This is a genomic window from Methylobacterium sp. BTF04 (genome assembly GCF_010692745.1).
Classification (GTDB): domain Bacteria; phylum Pseudomonadota; class Alphaproteobacteria; order Rhizobiales; family Beijerinckiaceae; genus Methylobacterium.
The window spans coordinates 20,912-42,814 of sequence record NZ_JAAHTB010000035.1; the positions used below are offsets into that span (position 1 = coordinate 20,912).

General features: G+C 66.2%; 21 protein-coding genes. 11 read left to right on the plus strand and 10 right to left on the minus strand.

Going from position 1 to position 21,903, the window contains the following annotated elements; all coding sequences use genetic code 11:
• Window positions 1-155 precede the first annotated feature (155 nt).
• Window positions 156-695, plus strand: a complete 540-nt coding sequence (locus tag G3T14_RS17990) for a DUF533 domain-containing protein (protein WP_163643916.1) — start codon at window positions 156-158, stop codon at window positions 693-695.
• Window positions 696-708: 13 nt separating this feature from the next.
• Here the strand turns inward: G3T14_RS17990 and lysA are convergent, their stop codons facing one another.
• The 5 genes from lysA to G3T14_RS18015 all read right to left on the minus strand — a co-directional run bounded on the left by lysA (window position 709) and on the right by G3T14_RS18015 (window position 4,539).
• The gene (gene lysA, locus G3T14_RS17995; protein WP_163643917.1) at window positions 709-1,986 is read right to left on the minus strand and encodes a diaminopimelate decarboxylase; all 1,278 of its coding nucleotides are present in this window, start codon (window positions 1,984-1,986) and stop codon (window positions 709-711) included.
• A 117-nt stretch (window positions 1,987-2,103) separates the two neighbouring features.
• Window positions 2,104-2,454, minus strand: a complete 351-nt coding sequence (locus G3T14_RS18000; protein WP_163643918.1) for a hypothetical protein — start codon at window positions 2,452-2,454, stop codon at window positions 2,104-2,106.
• Window positions 2,455-2,576: 122 nt separating this feature from the next.
• Complete coding sequence (locus G3T14_RS18005) at window positions 2,577-2,849, minus strand: 3',5'-cyclic-nucleotide phosphodiesterase (protein ID WP_163643919.1); 273 nt, start codon at window positions 2,847-2,849, stop codon at window positions 2,577-2,579.
• Between the two features lie 162 nt (window positions 2,850-3,011).
• Window positions 3,012-3,773 carry a hypothetical protein gene (locus tag G3T14_RS18010; protein ID WP_163643920.1) on the minus strand — a complete coding sequence of 254 codons (762 nt, stop codon included), beginning with the start codon at window positions 3,771-3,773 and terminating at the stop codon, window positions 3,012-3,014.
• A 136-nt stretch (window positions 3,774-3,909) separates the two neighbouring features.
• Window positions 3,910-4,539, minus strand: coding sequence for a DUF1134 domain-containing protein (locus G3T14_RS18015; protein WP_163643921.1), 630 nt, complete (start codon window positions 4,537-4,539; stop codon window positions 3,910-3,912).
• A gap of 109 nt (window positions 4,540-4,648) precedes the next feature.
• Between G3T14_RS18015 and G3T14_RS18020 the strand changes: the two genes are divergently transcribed.
• A complete protein-coding gene (locus G3T14_RS18020) occupies window positions 4,649-5,158 on the plus strand; it encodes a YHS domain-containing (seleno)protein (protein ID WP_246733411.1) in 510 nt (169 codons plus the stop codon).
• A 13-nt stretch (window positions 5,159-5,171) separates the two neighbouring features.
• Here the strand turns inward: G3T14_RS18020 and G3T14_RS18025 are convergent, their stop codons facing one another.
• Window positions 5,172-6,017: a 3'(2'),5'-bisphosphate nucleotidase CysQ gene (locus G3T14_RS18025; RefSeq protein ID WP_163643922.1), complete on the minus strand. Its 846-nt coding sequence runs from the start codon at window positions 6,015-6,017 to the stop codon at window positions 5,172-5,174.
• 164 nt (window positions 6,018-6,181) lie between these two features.
• Between G3T14_RS18025 and G3T14_RS18030 the strand changes: the two genes are divergently transcribed.
• The 6 genes from G3T14_RS18030 to G3T14_RS18055 all read left to right on the plus strand — a co-directional run bounded on the left by G3T14_RS18030 (window position 6,182) and on the right by G3T14_RS18055 (window position 12,819).
• Entirely contained in the window at window positions 6,182-6,919 is a 738-nt protein-coding gene (locus G3T14_RS18030) for a histidine phosphotransferase family protein (protein ID WP_163643923.1), read from the plus strand.
• 134 nt (window positions 6,920-7,053) lie between these two features.
• Window positions 7,054-9,747 (plus strand): hybrid sensor histidine kinase/response regulator, encoded by a 2,694-nt coding sequence (locus G3T14_RS18035; RefSeq protein ID WP_163643924.1) that lies wholly within the window; start codon window positions 7,054-7,056, stop codon window positions 9,745-9,747.
• A gap of 37 nt (window positions 9,748-9,784) precedes the next feature.
• A complete protein-coding gene (locus tag G3T14_RS18040; RefSeq protein WP_163643925.1) occupies window positions 9,785-10,273 on the plus strand; it encodes a chemotaxis protein CheW in 489 nt (162 codons plus the stop codon).
• A gap of 23 nt (window positions 10,274-10,296) precedes the next feature.
• Window positions 10,297-10,680, plus strand: coding sequence for a response regulator (locus G3T14_RS18045; protein WP_163643926.1), 384 nt, complete (start codon window positions 10,297-10,299; stop codon window positions 10,678-10,680).
• 85 nt (window positions 10,681-10,765) lie between these two features.
• Window positions 10,766-11,941 carry a chemotaxis response regulator protein-glutamate methylesterase gene (locus G3T14_RS18050; protein WP_163643927.1) on the plus strand — a complete coding sequence of 392 codons (1,176 nt, stop codon included), beginning with the start codon at window positions 10,766-10,768 and terminating at the stop codon, window positions 11,939-11,941.
• A complete protein-coding gene (locus tag G3T14_RS18055) occupies window positions 11,938-12,819 on the plus strand; it encodes a protein-glutamate O-methyltransferase CheR (protein ID WP_163643928.1) in 882 nt (293 codons plus the stop codon). The genes G3T14_RS18050 and G3T14_RS18055 overlap by 4 nt, the downstream gene beginning before the upstream one ends.
• 223 nt (window positions 12,820-13,042) lie before the next feature.
• On the opposite strand, the gene G3T14_RS18060 is transcribed toward G3T14_RS18055, so the two are convergent.
• Complete coding sequence (locus G3T14_RS18060) at window positions 13,043-13,744, minus strand: response regulator transcription factor CtrA (RefSeq protein ID WP_019903129.1); 702 nt, start codon at window positions 13,742-13,744, stop codon at window positions 13,043-13,045.
• 432 nt (window positions 13,745-14,176) lie between these two features.
• Here G3T14_RS18060 and fliI point away from each other — a divergent pair, with 432 nt between their 5' ends.
• The 3 genes from fliI (at window position 14,177) to G3T14_RS18075 (ending at window position 17,216) form a co-directional block, all read left to right on the plus strand.
• The gene (gene fliI / locus G3T14_RS18065) at window positions 14,177-15,532 is read left to right on the plus strand and encodes a flagellar protein export ATPase FliI (RefSeq protein ID WP_163643929.1); all 1,356 of its coding nucleotides are present in this window, start codon (window positions 14,177-14,179) and stop codon (window positions 15,530-15,532) included.
• Between the two features lie 83 nt (window positions 15,533-15,615).
• The gene (gene fliJ, locus G3T14_RS18070; protein ID WP_163643930.1) at window positions 15,616-16,023 is read left to right on the plus strand and encodes a flagellar export protein FliJ; all 408 of its coding nucleotides are present in this window, start codon (window positions 15,616-15,618) and stop codon (window positions 16,021-16,023) included.
• Between the two features lie 143 nt (window positions 16,024-16,166).
• On the plus strand, window positions 16,167-17,216 hold the full coding sequence (locus G3T14_RS18075; RefSeq protein ID WP_163643931.1) for a lysylphosphatidylglycerol synthase domain-containing protein: 1,050 nt from the start codon (window positions 16,167-16,169) through the stop codon (window positions 17,214-17,216).
• Window positions 17,217-17,321: 105 nt separating this feature from the next.
• Here G3T14_RS18075 and flhA read toward each other — a convergent pair whose 3' ends face one another.
• The 3 genes from flhA to G3T14_RS18090 all read right to left on the minus strand — a co-directional run bounded on the left by flhA (window position 17,322) and on the right by G3T14_RS18090 (window position 21,748).
• The gene (flhA, locus tag G3T14_RS18080) at window positions 17,322-19,487 is read right to left on the minus strand and encodes a flagellar biosynthesis protein FlhA (RefSeq protein ID WP_163643932.1); all 2,166 of its coding nucleotides are present in this window, start codon (window positions 19,485-19,487) and stop codon (window positions 17,322-17,324) included.
• 173 nt (window positions 19,488-19,660) lie between these two features.
• Window positions 19,661-20,902, minus strand: a complete 1,242-nt coding sequence (locus tag G3T14_RS18085; RefSeq protein ID WP_163643933.1) for a capsule biosynthesis protein — start codon at window positions 20,900-20,902, stop codon at window positions 19,661-19,663.
• 192 nt (window positions 20,903-21,094) lie between these two features.
• Complete coding sequence (locus G3T14_RS18090; RefSeq protein WP_163643934.1) at window positions 21,095-21,748, minus strand: ABC transporter ATP-binding protein; 654 nt, start codon at window positions 21,746-21,748, stop codon at window positions 21,095-21,097.
• Window positions 21,749-21,903 lie beyond the last annotated feature (155 nt).

Here is a 21,903-nt window from a genome sequence, read left to right on the forward strand (position 1 = left end):
CCGCTCTGATTGACCAAGGCTAGCATGGTGGCGGCGGCAGACGAGGGGGTCAAATCCGCCCAGCCGGGGACGGCATGTCGCGGCGTGACAATCCGAACCGAACACGCCTCGCGGGTGTTTCCACCCGCATTGCACTTGGTACACGGGAGGCCCGCATGGCAGACGCCAAGACCATCGTCGATACCTTGGTGCGTTCGCGCCGGGGCAGTCTCGCGGCAGGCGCCGCACTCGGTGGTCTGGCACTGGTCGTGGGCTTGGCTGCGCGCGCGTTGCACCACCCGGCGGAGATCCCGGACGTCAGTGTCGCGCGGGATGCCGAATCCACACCGTTCGATCACGCCACCATCGGCGAGGACGAGGCGCGGCTGATGCTGCGCGCCATGGTATCGGCGACGATGGCGGACGGCCTGATGGACGACACCGAGCGCAAGCGTCTCCAAGACGCGATCGCCGCCTCGGGGATCGAGAAGGATGCCGAGATCTGGCTACGGAACGAGATGGACGAGCCTGCGGACGTGGATGAGATCGCGGAGCGGGTGAAGACTCCTGAACAAGCGACGCGCATCTACGCCGCTGCACGCCTCGCTATCGACGCGGACACGCTCCAGGAGCGCGAATTCCTCAAGATGCTGGCTGTCGCGCTCGACGTCCCCCACCACCCGACGACGCGGCTCGACGCAGAACTGTCCGCCTGACCCGCAACTCGTATCAGCCCGCCGATGCCAGCCAGTCGGGGACGCGATCGAGGCCGATGAGGTCCTCGTAGGTCGGGCGCGGGCGAACGATAGCGAATTGAGGTCCGCGCACCAGAACCTCCGGCACCAAGCGCCGGGTGTTGTAGGTCCCGGCCTGGACCGCACCGTAGGCACCGGCACTCATCACTGCGATGAGGTCCCCGGGTACGACTTCCGGCATGTCGCGTGCCAGAGCGATGTAGTCTCCGCTCTCACAGACCGGGCCGACCACGTCCGCAACGACGCGCAGAGTATTGAGCTTTGCTTCGATCACCGGCTTGAGCGCATGATACGCGTCGTAGAGCGTCGGACGGATGAGGTCGTTCATGGCCGCGTCGACGATGACGAAGGTGCGGCCCTCGGTGCGCTTCACGTAGAGCACCCGCGTGACGAGGATCCCGGCATTACCGGCGATCATCCGGCCGATCTCGAAGACCGGGCGCAGGCCCAGTGGCGCGAAATGCGGGCGCAGGATCGCCGCCAGAGCGGCAGGATCCGGTGGCGGCGCATTGTCGTCGCGATAGGGGATGCCGAGGCCGCCGCCGAAATCGATGTGGTGCAGCGCATGCCCATCGGAGAGGAGATCGCGGGCGAGCCCGGCCAGCAGCGATGCAGCGTGATCGAAGGGGGCGAGATCGGTGATCTGACTGCCGATATGCATGTCGACACCCGACACCGCGAGGCCCGGCAGACCCGCCGCCTGCGCGTACACGGCACGGGCGCGCGCGATCGGAATGCCGAACTTGTTCTCGGATTTTCCGGTGGAAATCTTGGCATGCGTTCCCGCATCGACATCCGGGTTCACCCGGATCGAGACCGGCGCCGTCAGGCCGAGGGAGGTCGCCACCTGTGAGAGAACGAAAAGTTCGGGCTCGCTCTCGACATTGAAGCAGTAGATGCCGGCCTTGAGCGCCGCCGCCATCTCTTCGGGCGTTTTGCCGACGCCGGAGAATACGATCTTCTGGGGATCGACACCGGCGGCGAGGGCACGGAGCAACTCGCCCTCCGAGACGATGTCCATACCCGCGCCCTGACGGGCCAGGGTGGTCAGCACCGCCTGGTTGGAATTCGCCTTCATCGCGTAGCAGACGAGGGCATCGTCACCGGCGAACGCTTGCGCGAACACGCGATAGTGCCGCTCCAGCGTCGCGCTGGAATAGCAGTAGAACGGTGTGCCGACCGTCTCGGCGAGATCGCTGACGTCGACGTCCTCGGCCTGAAGGCGGCCATCGCGGTATTGGAAATGATGCATCGGCGTGCCTTACAGCATGATGCGAAAAAGCGGAGGCCGGTTTCGCGCATCCATCACGCGAAACCACGCGATCCGGGCAGGTCGTTCATCACCGCCCAAGCGCGATGGGAAGCGATCCTACAGGAGCGGATCGAGGATGAATGGCTGCTTGGGCACGGTGTAGCCGCGTCTGGCCCCACGCGAAGTCTTGATCGGCGCCTCGGTCCCAGAGCCGGGGACGGCCTGAGGGTCGAGCTCGTCACCGTCGCGCACCGCATCCGGGTCCGGCGCCGCAGCGCCACCCCCGAGTCCGATGGTCTGCGGCAGGACGCGCGGGCTCGCCGTCACCGGCGCGGTCGCAGCCGATTTTTCTGTCTTGACGGCGGACGGCGCTTCGAGGCCGCCGCGCCGGCCACAGGCCGAAGCGGCAAGCGCGACGAGCGCCAATGCGGCGATCGTGGTCAGATGACTGGAAAAACGGAGGGGCATCGACGCATTCAGTCCGGCACTCGGTAGACCACAGCATAGCCGTTGGCGCGCAGCGATGCGAGTACAACGGCCACGCTTAATCCCGCATTCGGGATCGCGAGGATGCGCCGGTGCGACGCGCCTCAGCCCTTGTTGGCGGGCGCAGCCTGATAGGCGTCGATGGCCCGGCGGCAATTCTCGGAGAGCTTCTTCCAATTTGCCTGGAAGCACTTGTCCATGGCCGGATCATCCGGCGAAAGGTTGCCGCAATAGGTCAGGTAGTCGCCGGTGCAATACTTCTTCAGGGTCTCGTTGCCGCGCTTGGTCTGCGGGGCCGCTTGCGACAGGGCCGGACCGGCAGCCAGGGAGGCCGAGGCGACGAGGACGAGGGCAAACGAGGTCAACTTCAGTGCCATGGGGGGCGCAGTCCGTCTCATAGGATGGGGAATAGGCGATCCGATGATGCGCCGGCGTGGTCGAAACAAGGCAAGCACGTGGTCGCGCCGTGGTCGGAGCGCTTTCTACGCCGCAGCATTGCCACCGCGCAACGTGTGCCGAGGGTGACGAGGCAGATGCCCTCAGGATCTTGCAGAAATCGGGAATACGGTCGCCTTCGGAAGGTGATCGCGCTGCATCACCATGTCTGCGACCTCGGTGATCCGTCGCCGCAAATCGTCCGTTTCGCCGTCGCGTTGCGCCAGCGCCTGAGCGAGCGCCTCCTCGGCGGCCGCGAGACTGGTACGCAAGGCCTCTCGCTCGGCGAACAAGGCGGCCTGGTCCATGATCGGGGCGGGCGCGACGATTGGATCGAGGGGCACCTCGGTTCCGCTCTGCTGCATCTCGACCACCGCACTTTGCATGTGCCGAATCGCACGTAAATCCTCGATCACGTCCCGGTGGGCCTCTTCCAGGACCTGAAGCGTGGCGACGCCGATGGCACTGTCGCTGCGCGTGGTCTCGAGGTCGTGCTCGACGCCCCCGAGCGTCGCACGCGTCTCGGCGATGACGGCATCGCGCTCGCGCATGGCCGCCTCGCGCTCCTCGACGGTGCGTGCGAGAGCCGCGATCTCGAGGGTGCGCGCTCCGATGGCCGCCATATCCGCATGGCGATTCGCGCGGGTAGTCTCGACCTTGCGCTCCAGGCGCCGCTGCGCGACGGCGAACTGGGCCCGGAGGTAGTCCTTCTCGGCCGCAACCTCGGTCACGGATAGCGGCAAGCGGGCCTCGATTCGGCGCCGGGACAGGCGCGCGGCGCGGGCATTGACCGCAGGCAGGAGTAACAGGGCGCACAGGCTCGCCGCGAGGAAGCCGAGTGCGAAGATCATCACGGTTTCGATCACGCGGAAACGCTCATCCAACATGCCGGGGGGTGATGCGGGGCCGGCGAAGGCGCGAAAGATCACGCGTCGCCGGTACTCCCGTCTTTAGCCCATGTTCCCCCTCCGCGAGCAAGTCGCCGAGAAATCGACGACACCGTCAGAACGGGTTCCAGGTCGGCTTGGAAGTGAACTTGATATACCCGACATTGATGCCGAGACGGGCGCCGACGCCGGTGCGGATCGGCACCACGACGATATTGTTGGCCGTCACCGCGGTCATTCCGAAGCCGCCGATGAAGTAGGCCGAGCCGTCGAGGCCGCCGAAGCGCTGGTAGAGACCGGCCACAGCCGGCAGGTTGTAGACGAGCATCATGGTGCGGTCGCCGTCGCCGCCCACGTCGAAGCCGATCGATGGCCCCTGCCAGAAGATGCGGCGCTGGCCGGCATTGCGGGTGTAGAGCGTCCCCTCACCATACCGCACGCCGCCGACGATGGCGCCCGAGGCCTCCTGGCCGAGAATGTATCCGTTGGGCTCGCCCCAGCGGCGCGTGGCTTCCTCGACAGTGAGGGCGAGACCGCGCGAAACCGAACCGAAGAATCGATGCCCGTTATCGACGATCTCTTCCGGGCGGAACCGCCCCGGATCGCCTTCCAGGTCGGCGCGGGGGCCTGCGGCCTGCAACGGCGAGGCAGCGAGCACCAAGCAGCCCGATGCGGCGAGGAGGACGGCCAATCGGCGTCGCGTGAGACCGTCGCCGGAACTCTGGGATGCCTGCAGTGTCGACATCGTGCCTCCTGATCCGCGTACTGATAAATCGCTACAGCGATCCGGCCCATGCCCGACGGGCACCCAGGCATCCGGCGCGGATATCGGCGGCATGCCATCGGTTTTGAGGATGATGAATCAGAAACACGGCAACATAGGGTTAACGCGGCGTCACTGCGTCGGACTTGGCATCGCCAGCGTGGCCGCCGCCCCCGCATGGGCTGCGCAACTGGCACCCGAGCCCCCCGCCAGGGTCGCGCTCGGTGGGTTCGATGCCGTCAGCTACTTCCTCGGCGGCCAGAACAGCCCCGAAACCGGACTGGCTGCGTTCGAATACAGCTGGAGCGGCCGGACGTGGCGCTTCGCGCATCCCGCCAATCGCGAAGCGTTCCGGGCCGAACCGGCGATCTACGCGCCGCGTCTCGGGGGCTTCGATCCGCTGGGCGTGATCGAGGGCCGGTTCGTGAACACCGATCCGCTGATTTTCCTGCTGGTACCCGGTCCCGACGGATCGCGCCTGTACCTGTTCCGCTCAACCGCAAACCGAGCCGCCTTCGCGGCAGATGCCGATCTACCCGGACAGGCAGAAGCGCGCTGGCCGGACTTGCGCAGATCACCCGACGCCGACCCAGCCGAATGAGAAACAAGACGTCTTACGTCGGGAGCGGCGTGGTGCGCGCCGGAGGACTGCGTTCGGGCAGGCCGAGCCGGTCCGCATAACGGCAATCGCCCAAAGCGGCGAAGGGCCCGTTGCGATAATGGCTGGCGTAATGGCCGTAGGTGATCGGCGCCCCGGAGGCCACGACGACGCAGCCGCCGGCGCTCGTCAGAACGTGATCGCCGGCAGCCGTGTCCCATTCCATCGTCGGGCCGCAGCGGATGTAGATATCGGCCTCACCCGATGCGATCAGACAGAACTTCAGCGCAGACGCGATGCCGCGCGTTCTGCTCACCGGCAGAGAAGCGAGACAGGCCATGGTCTCGGCGTCGCTGTGGCGGCCGCTGACGAGCGCCACCGGGCCATCGGACGGAACCGGGCGAACGCCCACCGTCCGGGCATCGCCCGGCCGCCCGTCGATGATGGGACATTCGAAAGCGGTGGTGCCCGCTCCCCAGACCCGGCCGAGGCCGGGTGCTGCCAGGGCCGCGGCGATGGGCCGATTGCCTGCGATCAAGCCGATATTGACGCTATATTCCCGGTTTCCGGCCAGAAAATCGCGCGTCCCGTCGAGCGGATCGACGAGAAAGAACATCGGCGCCGGCGGATGATCGTAGGACGATTCTTCGGCGATCACCGGAATGTCGGGCCAGTTCCGGGCAAGCGCCGCGATGATGAACGTCTCGGCGGCAAGATCGGCGAGGCTCGCGGGCGAGCCGTCGGGCTTCACCACGTGCGGACAATCGCCGCCGTGGTAGCGTCGCAGAATCTCGCCAGCCTCGCAGGCAATCTCGGTCAAGGTCGCCGCGATCCGGTCGCGGCCCTGCTCATCGATCAACATGATCCTACCGTCATGCCGCGGCACGCGCCGGTTGTCGACTCGCGTGCGTCGACGAGTCGGCGCTTTTCAAAGCAACCCGGTCCGTCTATCGGTGCCCCTCGACGACCGGCCGCGACGAACCGTCATTCCATCGGCGGCCAAGACACGCCTGCGCGGAGCGCACCATGACCCTCGTCCAACTCGATGCCCTCGATCTGTCCGCGCTGTTGTGCTCGCGCGTCTGCCACGACGTGATCAGTCCGGTCGGGGCGATCGTGAACGGCCTCGAGGTCCTCGAGGACGAGAGCGACGCCTCCATGCGTGAATTCGCCCTGGAGTTGATCGCCAAGAGCGCGCGCCAGGCCTCGGCCCGCCTCCAGTTCGCCCGCATCGCCTTCGGTGCCGCAGGGTCGGCCGGCGCCTCCATCGATCTGGCCGATGCCGAGAAGGTCTCGCGCGGCATGTTCGTCGACGACAAGACCCAGCTGGCCTGGACCGCACCCCAGGCGCTCTACCCGAAGAACAAGGTCAAGCTGCTCCTCAACCTCGTGGTGATCGCCCAGAGTGCGATCCCCCGCGGCGGACTGATCGACGTCGTGGTACGCGGGGACGGCGACGCGCCGACCCTCACCCTGACGAGCAAGGGCTCGCATGCCCGTATTCCCGCTCACGTCGAGGCGCTGATCGCCGGAACGCCCGAGAGCGGCACCGTCGATGCCCATGCCATCCTGCCGTTCTACGCCGGCCTCGTGGCCCGGGCCGCGGCGATGGACGTGCGCTTCTCCATTGAGGGCGACACGGTAACGATCGAGGCCGTGCCGACGCGTGTGGCCGCCGAGCCGCACACCACGCCGGCAGCCGAGCCGGCACTGGAGGATGCGCGCCCCTCCGACAGCGAGCCTCCGGAAACCGCTCTCGCCTGAACTGCGGCCGCGACGCCGGCAAATATTGTCGAGTTTCGTGGCTTTGGGGTTTGTAGTGAAACCCTTCCCTAACCGGTTAGGCCCAAAGTCCATCTTGCACAGACTGTAGTGCGCGTATGGACCGAGTGCCTCTCATGGACGACTTGTTGCGTGAGTTCCTGACCGAGAGCGCCGAGCATCTCGACACGGTGGATGCCGAACTGGTGCGGTTCGAGCAGGACCCCAACAATCAGACCATCCTTCGGAACATCTTCCGCCTGGTCCACACCATCAAGGGGACCTGCGGCTTCCTCGGCCTGCCGCGCCTCGAAGCGCTGGCGCATGCCGCAGAGACGCTGATGGGCCAGTTCCGCGACGGCATGCCGGTGACCGGCCCCGCGGTGAGCTTGATCCTCGTGACCCTCGATCGCCTGAAGTCGATCCTCGGCGATCTGGAAAAGACCGGCACCGAGCCGCTCGGTAGCGACGAGGATCTCATCGGCGCGCTCGACGTGATGTCGGCAGCCCCGATGACCGCGCCCGTACCCGCGCCGGTCGTCGATATCAAACTGCCCGAGCCGGTCTCGCGCGAACTCAAACCCGGCGAAGTCAGCCTCGACGATCTCGAGCGCGCCTTCATGGAAGCCGAGGGCCCCGATTCCTTCGACGCGCCCGCTCCGCTGCCGGTCGTCGCCGCGGCGCCCGAAGTCAGGGACGAGCCCGAGCAGAAAAGCCCGCCCGCGCCGGAGCCTGCAGCGGCCCAGAAATCGGTCGACGCGCCGGCGACCGAAACCGAGGGCGGCATTGCCAAGGTCCAGACGATCCGCGTCAACGTCGACACCCTCGAACACCTGATGACGATGGTGTCCGAGCTGGTGCTGACCCGCAATCAGCTCCTCGAAATCGCCCGCCGCCACGACGATTCGACCTACAAGGTTCCGCTGCAGCGCCTGTCCCACGTGACGGCCGAGTTGCAGGAAGGCGTCATGAAGACGCGGATGCAGCCCATCGGCAACGCGTGGCAGAAGCTGCCGCGCGTGGTGCGCGACCTCTCGTCGGAACTCGGCAAGAAGATCGAGCTCGTGATGAGCGGCGCCGAGACCGAGCTGGACCGCCAGGTCCTCGAAGTCATCAAGGATCCGCTCACCCACATGGTGCGTAACTCGGCCGATCACGGCATCGAGTCCACCGCGGACCGCAAGGCCGCCGGCAAGCCGGCCCGCGGCACCATCCGCCTCTCCGCCTATCACGAGGGCGGCACGATCACGATCGAGATCGCCGACGACGGCAAGGGCCTCGATCTCGCCGCCATCCGCCGCAAGGCGGTGGAGCGCAAGGTCGCCAGCCAGGCCGAGATCGAGCGGATGACCGACGCCCAGGTGGCGAAGTTCATCTTCCACCCCGGCTTCTCCACCGCCGCCGCGATCACCTCGGTCTCGGGCCGCGGCGTCGGCATGGACGTGGTCAAGACGAACATCGAGCTGATCGGCGGTGTCATCGACATCAACACTCAGCTCGGCCGCGGCACCACCTTCACCATCAAGATCCCGCTCACCCTGGCGATCATCGCCGCCCTCATCGTCAAGGCGGGCGATCAGCGCTTCGCGGTGCCGCAGGTGGCGGTGCTGGAGCTGGTGCGCGTCGACAAGTCCACCGCACAGAAGGTGGAGCGGATCAACGGCTCACCGGTGCTGCGCCTGCGCGAGCGCCTGTTGCCGATCGTCACGCTCACCGGCGTCCTCGGTCACGAGCAAGCGATCGACGCGGCGGATTCCGGCTTCGTCGTGGTGGCCCAGGTCGGCCGCCAGCGCTTCGGCATCCTCGTCGACGAGGTCTTCCACACGGAGGAGATCGTCGTGAAGCCGATGTCCTCCAAGTTGCGCCACCTGCCGCTGTTTGCTGGCAACACCATCCTGGGCGACGGCGCCGTCGTTCTGATCGTCGACCCCAACGGCATCGCCCAGCAGGTCAGCCACGGCTCGCAATCGGGCGGTGTCCCGGTTGAGGCCGAGGCCGAGGAGACCGAGGCGGCGGATGCCAAGGCCACGCTTCTGGTCTTCAAGGGCGGCGCGGGCAGCTACAAGGCGGTCCCGCTCTCCCTCGTCACGCGCCTCGAAGAGATCGAGGCGTCCAAGATCGAGTGGGTCGGTGGCCGTCCGCTGATTCAGTACCGTGGCCGCCTGATGCCGCTGGTGCCCGCCGATCCGTCGATCGAGATCCGCAGCACCGGTACCCAGGCCTTGGTGGTCTTCTCCGATGGCGAGCGCGCCATGGGCCTCGTAGTCGACGAGATCGTCGACATCGTCGAGGAGCGCCTCGACGTCGAGATCGCCGCCGACCGCTCCGATCTCATCGGTTCCGCTGTGCTGCGCGGCCGCGCCACCGAGATCATCAACATCGCCCACTTCCTGCCGCTGGCCTACGACGATTGGGCGCGCGGCCCCCGCAAGGCCGTCAAGCGGTCCTCGACGCTTCTGCTGGTCGACGATTCGGCATTCTTCCGCGAGATGCTGAGCCCGGTTCTCAAGGCCGCCGGCTACAACGTCGTGACCGCCGGCAGCGCCGACGAGGCGGTGGCGACCCTGCTGACCAACGGTCGCATCGACGTGGTGGTGTGCGATCTCGAGATGCCCGGCCGCAACGGCTTCGATCTCGTGGGGGCCATGCGCAAGGTCGAAGGCCGTGTGTCCGATCTGCCGGTCATCGGCATATCGAGCACCATCGGCGCGGACGCCGTCGAGCGTGCACGTGCCCTGTCCATCGCCGATCTCGTGGCGAAGTTCGATCGAAGCGGCCTGATCTCGGCGCTCGCCGAGCTCGATGTCGCCAGCCTCGCCAACGCCGCCTGAAACCGGCCCCAGTATACGAGATCCGGAGCTCACGCCCATGATTCAGGCTGCCAACAGCAACGCCGCAGAGACCGGCGCCACGCGGGACTTCGTGACCGTGTTCGTCGGTGAGACCATGTTCGGTCTCGCCATCGACCGGGTCCATGACGTCTTCATCCCCGCCGGCGTGACGCCAGTACCCCTGTCCCCCCCGGAGATCGTCGGCCTGCTCAACCTGCGCGGCCGGGTCGTCACCGCCCTGTGCCTGCGCCGCCGCCTCAGCCTGCCGGCCCGGACCGAAGAGGGAAACCGGATGGCCATCGGCCTCGAACAGGGTGGCGAGACCTTCGCGCTGATCGTCGACGGTGTCGGCGAGGTGCTCAAGCTCGGTAGCGATACCTACGAGCCGGTACCGATCAACCTCGATGCGCGCTGGCGCGACCTCGCGCTCGGCGTCCATCGTCTGGACGGCCGCCTCCTCGTCATCCTCGACGTCGACGCGCTCCTGGCGTTCGGCGCCAACACCCGCGCCGTCGGCGCCGCCTGATCGACCTCAAGGAGGATAGACCGATGAAGACCTGCCTCATCGTCGACGATTCCGCCGTCATCCGGAAAGTGGCGCGCCGCATCTTCGAGAACATGAATTTCAAGGTCGGCGAGGCCGAGGACGGCGAAAAGGCCCTCACCGCCTGCAGCGAGGCGATGCCGGACGCCATCCTCCTCGACTGGAATATGCCGACCATGGACGGCTACGACTTCCTGAAGGCTCTGCGGCGGACGCCGGGCGGCGAAAAGCCGAAGGTCCTGTTCTGCACCACCGAGAACGACGTCGGTGCCATCGCCCGCGCGCTCCATGCCGGCGCCGACGAGTACATCATGAAGCCCTTCGACCGCGACATCGTCACGGCCAAGCTCGCGCAGGTCGGTTTTACCGCCGACGCCGACGCCGTCTGAAGAGTCTCGCAGCGGACGGGTTTCCCGCCCAGGCGGCGACGCTTCACTGCCCGAAATTTTTGCGTAGCTTTGAAGCGTGACACCCATGATGGCAGCCACCGCACCCTCCTACGCAGCGACGCCGAGCGTCGCTGTTCCGGCCAGCGGACACCGCGTCCGCGTCCTGATCGCGGACGATTCCGCGGTGGTGCGCGGGCTCGTCGCCCGCTGGATTTCCGAGGCCGGGCACGACGTGGTGGCAACGGCGTCGAACGGACGGATCGCCGTCGACGCGATGGCGCGCCACGACCCCGACGTCATCCTGCTCGACATCGACATGCCGGAACTCGACGGGACCCAGGCGCTGCCGCTGCTGCTCGCCAAGAGCCCAGGCGTGCAGATCGTGATGATGTCGACGCTCACCACGCGCAACGCCGACATCTCCCTGCGCTGCCTTGCGCTCGGTGCCGTGGACTATATCCCAAAGCCCGAGAGCAACCGCGGCGTCACCACCTCCGACGCCTTCCGGGTCGATCTCATCGAGCGGGTGCGTGTGTTCGGCTCGGCCCGCGCCCGAAAACGTGGGCCTGTCTCATCCGGCACTGCGACGACCGGCCACTCCGTCGCGCCGGCGGCGCGTCCCGCCCCGCCGATCGTCCTGCGCCCAAAGGCGCGCGCCGGTATCGCACCGCGCGTTCTGCTCATCGGCGCCTCCACGGGCGGCCCGCGTGCGGTGGGCGAAGTGCTGGAGAAAATCGGCAGCGCCACGCTGCGCCAGTTCCCGGTTCTGATCGTGCAGCACATGCCGCCGGTCTTCACCGCCGTCTTCGCCGAACATCTCGGCGCACGGACCGGCCTCCCGGCCGCCGAGGGCAAGGCCGACGAACGGCTGCAGCCGGGCCGGATCTACGTGGCGCCCGGCGGCCGGCATATGGGGCTGTCCGGAGCCCCCGGCGGGCGCGGTGAGGTGGCGATCCGCCTCCATGACGGGCCCGTGGTCAATTTCTGCCGTCCGGCCGTAGACGTGCTGTTCCACGATGCAGCTGCGATCTTCGGGCCCGCATCACTGGCCGTGGTTCTCACCGGCATGGGCTCGGACGGGACGGGGGGCGCGCGTGCCCTCACCGAGGCGGGCGCCGCAGTGCTGGCCCAGGACGAGGCGACGAGCACGGTCTGGGGCATGCCCGGTAGCATCGCCAAGGCCGGCCTCGCCCAGGCGATCCTGCCGCTCGGCGAGATCGGGGCGGCGATCCGTACACTTCTGATGGGGCAGGGCGCATGACCGACGTCGAGTTCGACTTCCTGCGCGCCTATCTCAAGACCCGCTCGGGTCTCGCGCTGAGCGGTGAGAAACGCTACCTGGTGGAAAGCCGGCTCGGGCCGGTCTGCCGACGCTTCAACCTTGCCGCCTTGCACGATCTCGTGAATGCGCTGAAGAACGGCCGCGACATCGCCTTGGAGAAGGCGGTGGTCGAGGCGATGACCACCAACGAGACCTTTTTCTTCCGCGACCGGGCGCCCTTCGACCTGTTCAGGGATGTGCTGCTGCCCGAGGCGATGGCCCGACGCGCAGGCCAACGCCGCCTGCGAATCTGGTGCGCGGCCGCATCGACCGGGCAGGAGCCCTATTCGCTGGCGATGATGCTGCACGATGCGGCGCCACGGCTCGCCGGCTGGCATGTGGACATCGTCGCCACCGATCTCTCCACCGAGGTACTGGAGAAGGCCAAGGCCGGCCTCTACAGCCATTTCGAGGTCCAGCGCGGACTGCCGGTGCAGTCCTTGATCAAGCATTTTGAGCAGGTCGGCGAGCAATGGCGCATTGCCGCCAACCTGCGCCAGATGGTCGATTACCGGCCGCTGAACCTGCTCCAGCCCTTCGATTCGCTGGGCGTGTTCGACATCATCTACTGCCGCAACGTGCTAATCTACTTCGATGCGCCGACCAAGGGCGATGTCCTCGCGCGCCTCAGCACCAGCCTCGCCCCGGACGGTTGCGTCCTGCTGGGCGCCGCCGAAACCGTGATCGGTCTCACCGACAAGCTGGTGCCGAGCGCGCAGCATCGCGGCCTCTACAACCAGGCCGCGGCGGCCAGCCGCGCCCCGACAGCGACAGCGGCCTTCCCGGCTCAGCAGTTGCGCCGCGTGGTCGGGCTGTAGGCAGCCTCCGCCGCCGAGCCACAGGGCGCTCGGCGGCCAGCCCCGGCGGAGGTGCGATCAGAGGCAGCAGCTTGTCGGCCGCCTCCACACCCTCAGCAGGTGCCTCGCGCCCACGCCCGACTCCGACACGATGGATCCCTTCGCGAAAAGTGCAGCAGAGCAGTGCCTTGAACGAAAAAAGCCCCGCTTGCGCGGGGCCGTTTCGTCAAAGCTGTCCGAAGGCTCAGACGGCGATGCGCTCTTCGCCCTCGTTGGGCTCGCGCAGCACGTAGCCACGGCCCCAGACGGTCTCGATATAGTTCTTGCCCGAAGACGCATTGGCGAGCTTCTTGCGCAGCTTGCAGATGAACACATCGATGATCTTCAGCTCGGGCTCGTCCATGCCGCCGTAGAGGTGGTTGAGGAACATCTCCTTGGTGAGCGTCGTGCCCTTCCGGAGAGAGAGGAGTTCCAGCATCTGGTACTCCTTGCCGGTGAGGTGGACCCGGGAGCCCGAAACCTCGACGGTCTTCTGATCGAGGTTCACGATCAGGTCGCCGGTGGTGATCACCGACTGGGCATGGCCCTTCGAGCGGCGCACGATGGCGTGGATGCGGGCGACGAGCTCGTCCTTGTGGAACGGCTTGGTGAGATAATCGTCGGCGCCGAAGCCGAGGCCCTTCACCTTGTCCTCGATGCCGGCCATGCCGGAGAGGATCAGGATCGGGGTCTTCACCTTGGCGACGCGGAGGTTCCGCAGCACCTCGTAGCCCGACATGTCGGGCAGGTTCAGGTCGAGGAGGATGATGTCGTAGTCGTAGAGCTTGCCGAGATCGATTCCTTCCTCACCGAGATCGGTGGTGTAGGTGTTGAAGCTCTCCGACTTGAGCATCAATTCGATGCTCTGCGCGGTTGCGCTGTCGTCCTCGATCAGAAGTACCCGCATCGTCGGTCCCCAGCCCAGCCGGCCGTGTGCAAGCGTACGGGCAAGCCCCCGCCTTCGTCCGCCACCGGCCCGTGGCGAACGCTCCCTCGTCATTGACGTGAAACGCTATTGGTTAATCGTTAACAAAACCTGATTCGCTGGCGCAAGCACCGATTTGAGGCTTGCCTTCAACCACGCTTTCCGCCGTTGACGATCTGTTCTCGAAAGACAGTCGATCGGCGTGATGCAAGACCTGAAGACTCTCACCTAAGTACCTGTACCATCGTTCCTTATTGCAGCCTGTCACTTCGGAGCCACGCCGTAGCGATGCCTGACGCGAAACTGAACGGACCCCGGCACCCGGCCAAGGCCGGGGGCCTGCTACAAGGCCGATGCACGCAGTGTTAAGGAGGGAGGTAAACGAATGGTTGAGAGATGCGTCGATGATCGCCGATGACCGACCTTAATCGCAGCAGCGCCCGCTTGCGTCTGGCCGGAGCACAGGCCGCACTCGCCAGCGTCGAGGTGCTGGAGACCTATGGCCGAGTTGTGGCTATTCGCGGCCTCCTCGTTGAGGTGGCCGGCCCCGTGGCAGCGATGCGACTGGGTGGGCGCCTCGATATCATGGTCGAGAACGGGCTCGGTGCCGTGCCGTGCGAGATCATCGGGTTCCAGGGCGACAGGGCTTTGGCCATGCCGTTCGGCTCCCTGGAAGGGGTGCGGCGCGGCTGCCCCGCCATGGTGCGTGATGAGGCCGCAGGCGCGATACGGCCGTCGGCCGGGTGGCTCGGCCGGACGGTCGACGCGCTCGGACGTCCCATCGACGGGCTCGGACCGTTGCCGCCGGGACCGGTGATCTATCCACTGCGCGCCGATCCGCCCGCCGCTCATGCACGCCGCCGGGTCGGCCCCCCCCTCGATCTCGGGGTCCGCTGCATCAACACGTTCCTCACCATGTGTGCCGGGCAGCGCATGGGCATCTTCGCGGGCTCGGGCGTCGGCAAGTCAGTTCTGCTGTCGATGCTGGCCCGCTACACCGCTGCCGATGTCGCGGTGATCGGCCTCGTCGGCGAGCGCGGACGCGAGGTTCAGGAGTTCCTTCAGGACGACCTTGGGCCGGCCGGCCTCGCGCGCTCGGTGGTGGTGGTCGCCACCTCCGACGAACCGGCGCTGATGCGGCGCAACGCGGCCTACGTGACGCTCGCCGTCGCCGAGTATTTTCGCGATCAGGGCGCGCAGGTCCTGTGCATGATCGATTCGATCACGCGCTTCGCGATGGCCCAACGCGACATCGGCCTGGCCGCCGGCGAGCCGCCAACTGCCAAGGGCTACACCCCCACGGTGTTCAGCGAGTTGCCCCGCCTGCTCGAACGGGCCGGCCCTGGCACGGGGGAGGGGGCGATCTCCGGCCTGTTCACGGTCCTGGTGGAGGGCGATGACCACAACGAACCGGTGGCCGACGCGGTTCGTGGCATCCTCGACGGGCACATCGTCATGGAGCGTGGCATCGCCGAACGCGGGCGCTATCCGGCGATCAACGTCCTGCGCTCGGTGTCACGCACCATGCCGCGCTCCTGCGACCCGGAGCACCTGCCCACCGTGCGGCGGGCGCGGCGGCTGCTCGCGACCTACGCGGACATGGAGGAGCTGATCCGTCTCGGCGCTTATCGCGCCGGCGCCTCGGCGGAAGTCGACGAGGCGGTGGCGTTGATGCCAGCTATGGAGGCTTTTCTCGGTCAGGGTAAGGAAGAAGCAACTTCGATCGGCGAGGGTTATCACCGTCTGGCAGAGATCGTCGGTCGTCCCTGAGGGCGATCCCATCGACGCCAAGGCGCGGCGGCACTGGTTTCGTGCGCCGGAGATACGGGCGTTGCGTGGAGTGGACCCCTCAGATGAAATCGCGTGACACGCTGATCCGGCTGCGCCGTTTCCAAGTCGACGAGAAGCGTCGGCGGGTGACGCAGATCGAGATGATGAAGGCCGATTTCACCCGGATGGCGACCGAGCTTGACCGTGAGGTCGCTCACGAGGAGAGCCGCGCCGGCATCTCCGATCCGGCGCACTTCGCCTATCCGACCTATGCCCGCGCCGCGGCGACGCGTCGGGACAACATGCGCCATTCGGCAGCCGCCCTCGAAGGGCAGCTCGCAGAGGCGCAAGCCGAACTCGGCGAAGCCTTCGAAGAGCTCAAGAAGATCGAGATCCTCGAGGACCGGGAGCGTAGCGCAGAGCGCGCTGCCGAAGCCGCCCGCGACCAGGCGGCCATGGACGGAATCGGTCTCTCGCGCATCCGCGCCTGACCCGCATCCCCCTCGAACGGGCAGGGCGGCACGAAACCGTCATGATCCGGTGAGAAGAGCCCCGCTGTAACGGGGCTTCTTCGCTTGCGATGCACAGCATCGTGGGGCAGGGAGGGCCCGAACGAGGGGCTCGCCTGTCCACCATGAAAAAGATCAGCGAATTCATCTGGCCGATCATCGGCCTGTGTGCCGTCATCGGGTCGGGCTACCTGCTGTATCGCGAGCTGGCCGGCATCTCGATCGCCGAGATCAAGGGCAGCTTCGCGGCGATCCCACTGCATCGCTTCCTCCTTGCCGCGGTCGCGACCCTCGTCGCCTACGCAGCTCTGGCTTGGTACGACCGAATCGCGCTGCTGCATCTCGGCGTGCGCCACATCTCGTGGGTCTTCGTCTCGCTGTGCTCCTTCACCACCTATGCGCTGTCGCACAACATCGGTGCTTCGGTGTTCTCCGGCGCAGTGGTGCGCTACCGGGCCTATACCGCCAAGGGGCTGTCGGCGGCCCAAGTCGCGGTGTTGGTGGCCCTGTGCTCGTTCACCTTCGGTCTCGGCACGATCCTGCTCGGCGGCTTTGTCCTGGTGACGCTGCCCGATACGCTGACCCGACTCAACGGCTACCTGCCCGCGCTCCTCACCGATCCCGCCACCGCCCGCATCCTCGGCGTGGTGCTGCTCGGGGTGGTGGCGCTCTACGTGGTCGGCTCGCTGCTCCATCTCAAGCCGCTGACGATCCGCTCCTTCAAGCTCGAATACCCGCGCCCGCGCATTATGATCCGCCAGATCATCGCCGCGCCGCTGGAACTGCTGGGTGCTGCCGGAATCATCTATTTCGCGCTTCCCGAGGTCGGAAATCCCGGCTTCCTCGTGGTGCTGGCCGTGTTCCTCGCCTCGTTCTCGGCCGCCCTTGTGTCGAATGCGCCCGGCGGCCTCGGCGTGTTCGAACTCGTGTTCGTCGTCGCGATGCCGGACATGGCCCGCCCGTCTATCATCGCGGCCTTGCTGGTGTTCCGCCTGTTCTATTTCTGGCTGCCGTTCCTGATCTCGGTGGTCGTGGTGCTACTCTACGAGCGCAACCGTCTCGCCAGCGCCCTGAGGGGCCAGGCGCCGGGCCCGGTACCTCCGGAGGCACCGTTCACGGCACCGGGCCTCGATGCGCACCAGATCGAGCGCCGGATGGAGAAGAAGCCGGTCTGATTCTTTTGACCGCGACGGGACAGGCCGCGAACCAATCTCGCAGGCCAATCAGAAGAGCCTCAGGCCAGTCGGCCTGAGGCTCTTTTTCGTTCTGGCATCGTCTCGTCAGACCGACCCGACGGTGCGCAGGCGCGCCCGCGGATGGATCTCAGCCTGGCTCATCACCGGCGTCTCGCGACGGAAGCGCTCGATGATCGAGCGCACGAAGGGACGGGCCTGTACCGAGGTGACGAGCACCGGCATTTCACCCATCCGGGCAGCCGTCTCGAAGCGGTCGCGGACGGTGTTAACGAATTCCGAGAGCTTCGACGGCTGCATGGCGAGGTAGCGCTCGTCACGCTCACCGGCGATCGATTCGAGGAAGGCCTGCTCCCAGGCCGGCGACAGGGTGATGATCGGCAGCATCCCGTCCGGTCCCTGATACTGGGCGCAGATCTGGCGGCCGAGGCGGGCACGGACGTGCTCGACGATGTCGCGCGGGTTCTTCACGTGGCCCGCCACCTCGGCGATGCCCTCGATGATCGCGCCGAGATCGCGGATCGACACCCGCTCGGCGAGCAGGAACTGCAGCACGCGCTGGATCCCGGTGGTTCCGATCTGGCTCGGCATGACCTCCTTGAGGAGTTCGCCGTGCTCCTTCGAGACCTCGCGCAGAAGCTTCTGCACCTCTACATGGTTGAGGAGTTCGGAGACGTGCGCCTTGATGATCTCGGTGAGGTGCGTCGAGACCACCGTGGCGGCGTCCACCACGGTGTACCCCTTGAGCTGGGCCTGATCACGCAGGGACGCGTCGATCCAGGTGGCGGGCAGGCCGAAGGTCGGCTCCAGCATGTGCTGGCCGGGCAGTTGAACCTGTCCGCCCATCGGGTCCATCGCCATGAACTGGCCCGGGAAGATCTGCCCGGTGCCAGCCTCGATTTCCTTGACCCGGACGACGTAGGCATTGGCGTCGAGCTGGACGTTGTCGAGGATGCGCACCGACGGCATCACGAAGCCGAGTTCGGCGGCGAGCTGGCGGCGCAGGGCCTTGATCTGGTCGGTGAGCCTGTCCTGGCCTTCGGGACCGTTGACCATGGCGAGCAGCGCGTAGCCCATCTCGAGCTTGAGGTCGTCGAGCTTGAGGAGATCGGTGACGGTCTCCTCCTTGGCGGCCTGGGCCGCGGCGACCGCGGTGGCATCCATCGGCGTCCCATTGGCATCGAGCGGCGGCGCCTCGCGGGCGACCTTGGCGAAATGCCAGGCGGCGTAGCCCGAGGCCACGGCCAGCGCCACGAACGGCAGCATCGGCATGCCGGGCAGGAGCGAGATCAGCACCATGACGCCGGACGACATTCCGAGCGCTTTGGGATAATTCGCAAGCTGCTTGCCGAGAGCCTTGTCGGCCGAGCCCTTCACGCCCGCCTTGGAGACGAGGATGCCGGCCGCCGTCGAGACGATCAGCGCCGGGACCTGGCTCGCGAGACCATCGCCGATGGTCAGCAGGGTATAGCTCTTGGCGGCGCCCAGGAACGGCATGCCCTGCTGGGCGACGCCGATGATGATGCCGCCGATGACGTTGATGAAGGTGATCAACAGAGCTGCGACGGCGTCTCCGCGCACGAACTTCGAGGCACCGTCCATGGCACCGAAGAACGAGGATTCCTCTTCCAGAGCCGCGCGCCGGGCCTTGGCGACTTTTTCGTCGATGAGCCCGGCCGAGAGGTCGGCGTCGATGGCCATCTGCTTGCCGGGCATCGCATCGAGGGTGAAGCGGGCCGCCACCTCGGCGATACGACCCGAACCCTTTGTAATGACCACGAAGTTCACGATGATCAGGATCGCGAACACGATGATCCCGATGACGAAGTTGCCGCCCATCACGAAGTTGCCGAAGGCTTCGATGACGTGTCCGGCCGCCGCCGTGCCCTCGTGGCCGTGGCCGAGGATCAGGCGGGTGGAGGCGAGGTTGAGCGCCAACCGGAGCAGGGTGGCCACGAGCAGGAGCGTCGGGAAGACGGTGAATTCGAGCGGATTGTCGATGAACAGCCCCGTCATCATGATCAGCACCGAGATGATGATCGAGACGGCCAGCAGCATATCGAGAAGGAATGCGGGCAGCGGGAAGATGAGTACCGTGAGGATACCCATCACGGCGGTGGCGAAGAACAGGTCGGTGCGCTTCGAAAGCGCGGTGAGGTTGGCGCGATTGGGGATCGCGAAGCTCGCGAACTGCCCCGCGGTCATCCCGGATGCCTGGCCGGGAGCCGGCGCGGTGGCGGCCGTTTCGCTCATCGTAAACCTCGTCGCCCCGGAGGCGGGACTCGGCAAGATTTGCCGGGTTTACGGTTAGCGAACGGTTAACGTTTTCGACGCCCGCCGCGTTCGGTGTGCGATCATGGCGCGACCGTTGCGATGGCGGCGGATCGGTAGGACACCGTCCAGAATGGTGCTGCAGCGCCGGCCGGTTACATCATGAACTTGCGGGTGAAGACGGCGGCTGCGAACAGGAGCGCCGATCCACCGGCGATGAGGCTGATCATCAGCAAGCGGCGCGGCTGCTGAGACGATTGCGCCATCACCGGCGGGACGATCATACTGAAGAACTCGATCTGCCGGGCTGCGATGATGCGCGCGCGTTCATTCGACGCGAGGACCTTGGCGAAATACTTCTCGGCATCCATCCGATCCGTATCGAACGCCTCGAACTTGGTGAGCGAGTCGGCCAGAATGCGTCGCTGATCGGGATTCTCACTCGCCGACTGCCGCTGGATCTTTTCGATGTTGTCATCGAGATCCTTGATCTGGGTCTTTATATCCTGGATTCGCCGCGTTTCCGGCGCGAGATCGCGCAGCGACAACGCGAGCTGCACTCCCAGATTGATCCGTGCCGTCGTCAGCTCACCGATGACCTTGAGGTTGCTGTCGTTCGTCTTCTGAGCATCGAGAACACCCTCGCGGTTGCGCAACGCTGCCACTTCGGTTCGGATCTTGGTCATCCGCTCCGCAGCGAGATTCAGCTCACGAACGCTCTCGGCGACGGCATCCTCGCGGGCACGCATACTGAGAGCATTGACCATGCGTTCGCTCTCTTCGAGAATCGCATTCGCAAGCTGCAGGGACTCCGCGGGATCGAACGTGTTCACGGTGAGCGTTATGATACCGGAGCCGGTCTCGATCTTGGTGTGGACCCGCTCGGCCCAATACTTGACGAATTTCTCGATCGGCAACGACGGGTCGAAGCGGGACGTGTAATCGATGCTATCCCGCGAAAACATTTCGCGAAGCGGCATCATCTTCTCGACGATCTCCACCATCGGGCGGCTGTTGATATAGTTGGTCGTGATAATGCTGTCCTGCGCCACCATCTGGCGGGCCACGCCAGAACTGGTACCGACCTGATCGGGTGCTGCCTTCTCGACATTGCCTATGGCTGGCCGCAAGGCGAAGCGTGCCTCGGTGACGTAGCGATCGGAGACGAAGAACGCGTAGTACAACGAGCCGACCAGGGTCGGGATGACGAAGCACAGCACGAACAGGATCGGGATGTAAGGGTCGGCCTTCACGTGGCTCTGGTAGGAGCGAATACCCTTCTTGCGATCGACGAATCGGGAGACGCGCGCGATCTGGCGCAGCGATTCCGACACGGTGTTCGAGCGGTCGGCGGTCGTGACCGGCTGTGCTCGGGGGGTAGTGATGTCCGCGCTCATGCGTCCCGACGTTCCGTTGCGTTGGCCGAGAGCCGTCTCCGCCGCCGCGGAATCGGCTCTCTATCTGTGAATGGTCGCGTTGTCGTCACATGACCCGTGTCGGTCGCGCGTGTAAAAGCGTCAGACCGAACGATGCCACGGTGGCCTATGGCGCGCCGACGCGGCAAAACCATGACGGGTCACATGGCGATGCTAAGCGTTGAGACGCCGATAGACCTCGATTGCGTCGGCGACGTCCTCATAGACGATGGCGCGACCGTTGATGAGCACGATGCCCTGCTCGCACCAGCTCTGGATCGTGCCCATGTCATGCGAGACCATGATCACGTCGGCGTTCTTGCGCCGCGCCGAGAAGGCCTCTTCGCAACGCTTCGCGAACCGGGCATCGCCGACGGACGTCACCTCGTCGATGAGATAACAGTCGAACGGGATCGCCATGCTCATGCCGAAGGCGAGCCGCGCTCCCATTCCCGACGAATAGGTCCGAATCGGAACGTCGAGATAGCTCCCGAGTTCGGAGAAATCCTCGACGTATTCCAAGACTCGCTTGGGATCCTCACCGTAGATTCGCGCCACGAAGATGACATTGTCGCGCCCTGTCATCTGCGGATGGAATCCACCGCCGAAGCCGAGGGGCCACGAGACCCGGATGTTGCGCGAGACGCGCCCCCGGGTCGGGGTCTCTGTCCCGGCAATCAGGCGCATGGATGTCGACTTGCCGGCCCCGTTGATGCCGAGGATGCCGTAGCTGACGCCCGGCTTGAGCGTGAACGACACGCGGTCGAGGATCGTACGGCGGTGCCCATCGGTCCGGTAGACCTTGGTCACGTTCTCGAAACGGATCACGTGGCGAACGACTCCCGAGAGCAGGCGACGGGAGCGCCCGCATCGGCCTGCCGGTTGGACCGGAAAAGCGGCGAATCTGAGGATCGACCCGCTTGAGCCTCAGGCCGACGGCGCGCCGCCCTTGCCCCCTATCGCAGCACCGCCGCCCGAAACCG

Coding starts and splice junctions, on each gene's coding strand:
- G3T14_RS17990 (WP_163643916.1), top strand. CDS start 156: ATGGCAGACGCCAAGACCATCGTCGATACCTTGGTGCGTTCGCGCCGG.
- lysA (WP_163643917.1), bottom strand. CDS start 1,986: ATGCATCATTTCCAATACCGCGATGGCCGCCTTCAGGCCGAGGACGTC.
- G3T14_RS18000 (WP_163643918.1), bottom strand. CDS start 2,454: ATGCCCCTCCGTTTTTCCAGTCATCTGACCACGATCGCCGCATTGGCG.
- G3T14_RS18005 (WP_163643919.1), bottom strand. CDS start 2,849: ATGGCACTGAAGTTGACCTCGTTTGCCCTCGTCCTCGTCGCCTCGGCC.
- G3T14_RS18015 (WP_163643921.1), bottom strand. CDS start 4,539: ATGTCGACACTGCAGGCATCCCAGAGTTCCGGCGACGGTCTCACGCGA.
- G3T14_RS18020 (WP_246733411.1), top strand. CDS start 4,649: ATGATGAATCAGAAACACGGCAACATAGGGTTAACGCGGCGTCACTGC.
- G3T14_RS18025 (WP_163643922.1), bottom strand. CDS start 6,017: ATGTTGATCGATGAGCAGGGCCGCGACCGGATCGCGGCGACCTTGACC.
- G3T14_RS18030 (WP_163643923.1), top strand. CDS start 6,182: ATGACCCTCGTCCAACTCGATGCCCTCGATCTGTCCGCGCTGTTGTGC.
- G3T14_RS18035 (WP_163643924.1), top strand. CDS start 7,054: ATGGACGACTTGTTGCGTGAGTTCCTGACCGAGAGCGCCGAGCATCTC.
- G3T14_RS18040 (WP_163643925.1), top strand. CDS start 9,785: ATGATTCAGGCTGCCAACAGCAACGCCGCAGAGACCGGCGCCACGCGG.
- G3T14_RS18045 (WP_163643926.1), top strand. CDS start 10,297: ATGAAGACCTGCCTCATCGTCGACGATTCCGCCGTCATCCGGAAAGTG.
- G3T14_RS18050 (WP_163643927.1), top strand. CDS start 10,766: ATGATGGCAGCCACCGCACCCTCCTACGCAGCGACGCCGAGCGTCGCT.
- G3T14_RS18055 (WP_163643928.1), top strand. CDS start 11,938: ATGACCGACGTCGAGTTCGACTTCCTGCGCGCCTATCTCAAGACCCGC.
- G3T14_RS18060 (WP_019903129.1), bottom strand. CDS start 13,744: ATGCGGGTACTTCTGATCGAGGACGACAGCGCAACCGCGCAGAGCATC.
- fliI (WP_163643929.1), top strand. CDS start 14,177: ATGACCGACCTTAATCGCAGCAGCGCCCGCTTGCGTCTGGCCGGAGCA.
- fliJ (WP_163643930.1), top strand. CDS start 15,616: ATGAAATCGCGTGACACGCTGATCCGGCTGCGCCGTTTCCAAGTCGAC.
- G3T14_RS18075 (WP_163643931.1), top strand. CDS start 16,167: ATGAAAAAGATCAGCGAATTCATCTGGCCGATCATCGGCCTGTGTGCC.
- flhA (WP_163643932.1), bottom strand. CDS start 19,487: ATGAGCGAAACGGCCGCCACCGCGCCGGCTCCCGGCCAGGCATCCGGG.
- G3T14_RS18085 (WP_163643933.1), bottom strand. CDS start 20,902: ATGAGCGCGGACATCACTACCCCCCGAGCACAGCCGGTCACGACCGCC.